Here is a 4,965-nt window from a genome sequence, read left to right as displayed (position 1 = left end):
GACACCGGGCTCGGTCTATGGGGATATCACTTGGACAGGTTATACCGGCATGCAAATACCGGCAAAGCAGCGCATGATCTTTGAGCTTGTTCGGCGCGGACGCGATGCCGCGCTGTCGTTTGTCCAAGATCAGGTGGCTATAGGTCGATTTCCTTGCGGATGGCAAGTCGACGACGCCTGCCGTAATACGATTAGAGCGGCAGGCTACGGCGATTTCTTCATCCATAGAACCGGCCACTCGATCGGTGAAGAAGTCCATGGCAATGGAGCCAATATCGACAATTTGGAAACCCAGGACGGTCGTCGGCTCCTGCCCAGGACTTGCTTTTCCATTGAGCCGGGAATCTATCTGCCGGGAGAGTTTGGGATCAGGAGTGAACTTGACGTTTATGTATCGGATCGAGAAGCCGTCGTGTATGGCTTACCACTTCAAACAGAAATCATGCCCCTTCTCTGACCTTTCATATCAGAGCGTTGCGCTCTGCCCCTTTTCTTGACACCATATCCAAGGAGCGGCTAGATTCATTCATCCGGCAAGGGCCATCTTCCTAATCACGTGAGAGGCCGTATATGTTCGGCACAATGGGTTTTTCGGAACTCATTATCATTCTGGTCATCGTGCTGATTGTTTTCGGAGCGGGCCGTCTGCCGCAGATCGGCGAAGGTGTCGGCAAGGCCTTGAAAGGGTTTAGAAAAGAAGTCAACGAAGCGCCCCAACCCGCTTCAGGCCACGTCCAGCAAGAAACCGTGAAGCCACAAGCTATTCAGACTTCGGCAAACATTGCAGCGACAGGTCAACCTCCGACCACGGGATCATCTTCGGCAACAACTGGACCACATGCTCCCTATGCCCCTGGCCCGGAACTGACACCCGGCACCACCGCCTCATTGTTGTACAACACAAGCTCTCAGACTCCGCAGGCCTCGGCTCCCTCCTTCAATCACGCATCGATATCTGTGTCCAACTCGGTGCTATCGATGGAGGAACGGGCTGCCGCTCCGCCTCCAAGGGCTCACGCTTCGTATCCACCTTTGCCCCCGGGTTCCCAACCTAAAGCGACTGCTAAACGTCCTTCCGCTATTGTGAACAAAGATGCGGTCGCTCGCGTGCAGGCACAACAGACTGCGCTCAAAGCCAAAGCGATGCAACCACCGGTGGCAGCATCTTCCGACAACCTGCAGCAGCTCGGTGAAGGTCTGGGAGAAGTCGTGCGAACGTTTCGGCAAGCCGTGACCGATGTCCGCAATAGCGTCGATCCTCAAATGAGCACGATTCAGGCAGAAATGGATGCGGCCAAAAAAGAAATCCAGCAATCTATCGAAGCGGCTAAAGAACTACCATCGATGCAAGAAGACCCTCAGAAATCTGCGTGATTCTCATCTCAATAGCTTCATGCTTCTCTTAAATCTTGCCAGTGATGTGCGCTCTCTCACTGACATACAGGCTGTTGTCACTGTAGTCTTTTATTAAGACATCCAGGACCGAATGCAACTGACGTGACTATTGACGGGGCATTCGTGGTTAAATATCAGCGCGGTATCAATGCGATACCGGTTTACGAATCTTTGTTGGCGATGTGCTGCGAAGTACGGGCTCCAATCCACTTGTATATCAATAGGGCATCGGGTTCGTCAGAGGATGCTACGTCCGCTGGATGTGAACGGATGCGGTTGTTCCGGTGAAGCAGCGTACCTGCGTTCTTGCGGGCTGATCTGATTCAGCAGTAACCATCCCAGAAGAACAAGTGTTCTGGACGTTACATACCGATTAGAATACTCAATCAGTTACGAAGGGTTCCGACTTCTGTTCAAAGCCTCCACCAGTCCGACCAATTGTTCCTGGATCTTTTTATCCAATTCCACAAATTGGATGCCCATACCGGGAAATAGAAGGTATCGCTCCGGCTTGTTGCGGACCCAGGCGACCTTTGCTTTCGCCTTTAGCTTGTCCCACGGCCGATCCGGAAGCGCAAATTCAACCGTCAGCTCGGTGCCTGGACTGAGAGGAGCACCACTCTCGATAAAGAGTCCCCCGCCGCCGATTCCGCCGGTTAGACTATCGAACTGCTTTCCTTCTGGTGTCGTATACCGGACCTTCAGTGCCAGAGGCGCGCGAGGCTGGGTACGACAGTGGGCAAACCGAGCATCTTCTCCGTTCACGATGACTCGCTCGATGATCGCACCCCATGACATGCTGCCCAAAAGCTGACCCGAGGTATCATGCACGTTGATCATCTCTTGCCCAGGATCAATAACGAGAGATTTACCCTGATGCCCCGATGTAGAAACGACAGGAAACGTCATGGGACCATTCCTTTTCCGCTTTTCTGGGTAGTCTAAGCCAGGAGCGGAATTAGGCTGCTTGATCTATATTCTGGATTGCTTTCACTAGCTCATGGATTCGATCGCGGACATTCTCAGCTATCTCAGTGAACCGGATCCCCATTCCAGGACTGAACGTATATTGGTCGGCTTTCGGGCAGACCCAGGCGACGGTTCCTTTTGCCGGCATCCATTCCTCGGATTTCTCCGGAAGCGAGAACTCCATAGCCAGTCTTGTCCCTACAGGGAGTGGCGTCTGGCTTTCAATAAATAATCCCCCGCCGCCGATACCCCCTGCTCGACTTTCAAATCTCGGCCCCTCTGGACTATTGTAGCGAACCCGGAATGCGAGCGAAATTCGAGGTTCCGACCGGACTTCCTTTTGAACCGACACCTTACGGTAGGTGAGAATTTGATCAATGACGAAGTCCCAGGACAAGCTGCCAATTACATCCCCATTGATACCCAACAGGACGACCATTTCACGTGCCGTGTCAAGTTCAATGACTTTGCCCTTGTGCCGAAGGCTCGTTAAAATAGGGTACTTCACAACCTCTCCATCCCAGATGCGCACGAGGCAAGTATAGCGCGGTGTTTCAGATTGTCGAGGAAGATGAGGTCCTAGACAAGAGGCAGGGAAAGGCTACCTAGCAGATCGATTTGGCCCCTACGAATTATAGGTTAGGTGGCTATTGATCATTTATATAATTTGGACAATTCTTACGCCGACTTAGCATCTTTTTCATGTTCAAATATGCGCATCGGGGGGTTTTTACCCAAGATCGCATCTTCCGTTATGACCACCTCGACGATCTGTTTCTGCGAGGGGGCATCGTACATGATGTCAAGCATCACTTCTTCCAGGATTGCCCGAAGGCCTCTGGCACCAGTTTTCTGGACATAGGCTTTTCGTGCTACCGCTCCTAATGCTCCTTCCGTGAATCGGAGCTTGACCTTCTCGAACGACAGCAGTTTTTCGTATTGCTTGGTCAATGCATTGCGTGGCTCTGTAAGGATACGGACCAAAGCTCGCTCGTCCAACTCTTCTAACGTGGCCACGACCGGCAAACGTCCCACGAATTCAGGTATCAGGCCGTACTTCAGAAAATCTTCGGGTTGAACCTTAGCCAGCATGTCGCCCAGACGAATGTCGCTTCTTCCACGGATTTCAGCCCCAAATCCCATAGCTTTTCGATTCAAACGCTGTTCGATGATCTGTTCCAAACCGACAAATGCTCCACCACAGATGAACAAAATGTTGCTCGTATTGACCTGAATAAACTCTTGATGTGGATGTTTTCTTCCTCCCTGTGGAGGGACATTCGCGACTGTGCCCTCGATAAGCTTCAGCAATGCTTGCTGAACGCCTTCACCGGATACGTCTCGTGTAATAGACGGGCTGTCACTTTTTCGACTGATCTTATCGATTTCATCGATATACACGATTCCTCGCTCAGCTCGTTCCACGTCATAGTCGGCAGCTTGCAAGAGTTTCAGAATGATATTCTCGACATCTTCGCCCACGTAACCGGCTTCTGTCAGCGTCGTGGCATCAGCAAGAGTAAAAGGGACGTCAAGATATTTGGCCAAGGTCTGGGCCAAGAGGGTCTTTCCCGTGCCTGTTGGACCGACCATAAGGATATTGCCCTTCTGGAGTTCAATATCATCGACCTCTTTTTCCTTTGACGAGATGCGCTTGTAATGATTGTGCACGGCCACAGACAGAATGCGTTTAGCCCGATCCTGTCCGATGACGTATTGATCGAGGTGATGTTTGATTTCTGCTGGTTTCTTGAGTTTGGACGAAATTTCTTCTTTTGCTTCTTCCCAGTCCTCCGCAATGATGTCATTACAAAGATTGACGCATTCATCACAGATATAAACCGTTGGTCCGGCAATCAGTTTTCGCACTTCATCACGGCTTTTCCCACAGAAAGAACATCGCAAGTGACGATCCATCTTTTCTTGCTTGGCCATGTATCCTCCTGCGTTACTTGCCTTTGATCCCGTCTTTTGCCCCGTCGCCGGATTCTATCGTTTTCATAAATTTGGGTGGTCGTGTAATAACCTCGTCAATGAGGCCATACCGCTTCGCTTCTTCGCCGGACATGAAATAGTCCCGTTCGGTGTCATGCGCAATCTTTTCGATCGGCTGTCCAGTATGCTTGGCCATGATTTCATTGAGGCGTTCGCGAATCTTGAGAATTTCCCGAGCGTGGATATCGATTTCCGTCGCCTGTCCTTGGAATCCGCCCAACGGTTGGTGGATCATCACCCGTGCATTCGGCAGAGCAAACCGTTTGCCTTTTGTTCCGGCCGTCAAGAGGAGCGCTCCCATACTGGCAGCCTGGCCAAGGCAGATGGTGTTGATCGGAGGCTTCACATATTGCATGGTATCGTAGATGCCCAATCCGGCTGTGACACTACCTCCAGGGGAATTGACGTAGAGATTAATGTCTTTCTCAGGATCTTCCGCTTCCAGAAACAGAAGTTGCGCGATCACCAAGTTGGCAAATACATCGTCGATGGGGGCTCCAAGGAAAATAATCCGATCTTTCAGCAGGCGTGAATAGATATCATACGCTCGTTCGCCTCGATTCGTTTGCGCCACGACGATCGGGACCAGCATGTTGCTCGATTCCT

General features: G+C 51.3%; 6 protein-coding genes. 2 read left to right on the top strand and 4 right to left on the bottom strand.

All coding sequences use genetic code 11. The annotated features are described in order from the left end of the window. Both ACOSYY_RS02310 and tatA read left to right on the top strand, forming a co-directional pair. On the top strand, positions 1–457 hold a 457-nt coding region (locus ACOSYY_RS02310), incomplete at its 5' end, for a M24 family metallopeptidase (protein ID WP_421660656.1). Between the two features lie 113 nt (positions 458–570). Then, complete coding sequence (gene tatA, locus ACOSYY_RS02305) at positions 571–1,374, top strand: twin-arginine translocase TatA/TatE family subunit (RefSeq protein WP_421660655.1); 804 nt, start codon at positions 571–573, stop codon at positions 1,372–1,374. A 411-nt stretch (positions 1,375–1,785) separates the two neighbouring features. On the opposite strand, the gene ACOSYY_RS02300 is transcribed toward tatA, so the two are convergent. From ACOSYY_RS02300 to clpP, 4 genes are all read right to left on the bottom strand, one after another. After that, positions 1,786–2,304: a PilZ domain-containing protein gene (locus tag ACOSYY_RS02300; RefSeq protein ID WP_421660654.1), complete on the bottom strand. Its 519-nt coding sequence runs from the start codon at positions 2,302–2,304 to the stop codon at positions 1,786–1,788. A gap of 49 nt (positions 2,305–2,353) precedes the next feature. Further along, on the bottom strand, positions 2,354–2,872 hold the full coding sequence (locus tag ACOSYY_RS02295; protein WP_421660653.1) for a TIGR02266 family protein: 519 nt from the start codon (positions 2,870–2,872) through the stop codon (positions 2,354–2,356). A gap of 170 nt (positions 2,873–3,042) precedes the next feature. Then, on the bottom strand, positions 3,043–4,299 hold the full coding sequence (gene clpX, locus ACOSYY_RS02290) for an ATP-dependent Clp protease ATP-binding subunit ClpX (protein WP_421660652.1): 1,257 nt from the start codon (positions 4,297–4,299) through the stop codon (positions 3,043–3,045). Positions 4,300–4,312: 13 nt separating this feature from the next. Then, complete coding sequence (gene clpP, locus ACOSYY_RS02285; protein ID WP_421660657.1) at positions 4,313–4,951, bottom strand: ATP-dependent Clp endopeptidase proteolytic subunit ClpP; 639 nt, start codon at positions 4,949–4,951, stop codon at positions 4,313–4,315. Positions 4,952–4,965 lie beyond the last annotated feature (14 nt).

The organism is Nitrospira sp. BLG_2, from assembly GCF_049222245.1.
Note: the sequence above shows the minus strand (reverse complement) of the source record. Positions and strands in the feature narration are given on the sequence as shown.